This window comes from Halomonas sp. ND22Bw, from assembly GCF_003011945.1.
Classification (GTDB): domain Bacteria; phylum Pseudomonadota; class Gammaproteobacteria; order Pseudomonadales; family Halomonadaceae; genus Halomonas; species Halomonas halophila.
In genome coordinates this window covers 1-284 of the sequence record NZ_PXWD01000624.1, presented here as the reverse complement: position 1 = coordinate 284, position 284 = coordinate 1, and the positions used below count along the sequence as shown (strand labels likewise).

The following is a 284-nucleotide window of genomic DNA, read 5'->3' as shown; positions in this document are numbered from 1 at the left end:
GTCGCTTGGGCCGAGACTTGCCGGATCCAGCCGGCCGCGCTGCACGACGTGGATGCCGGCCTGTCCGAAACCGAGCCCTGCCGGCGTTTCCTCTACGACGATACAAGACGACGGAACGCCCCGGGGTGTTGCGGTACACCGCACATCAACGCGGCCGCTTGTACGTTTACGCAAAGCCTCAGGCGGAAAGTCGGCCGGCGTCGGTCGAGGCTGTACAGTCCAGCGCATGGCAGGTCGAACATCGACTGGCGTCGGGGGCGAAGGCGCAGTTTGCGATGAGAGCG

At 65.8% G+C, this 284-nt stretch carries 1 protein-coding gene; it reads right to left on the bottom strand.

The genetic code is table 11. The features are described 5' to 3' along the window. Positions 1–228, bottom strand: a 228-nt coding sequence (locus CVH10_RS19650) for an energy transducer TonB (protein ID WP_181244544.1), incomplete at its 3' end; no start/stop codon positions are given. Between the last annotated feature and the right edge of the window lie 56 nt (positions 229–284).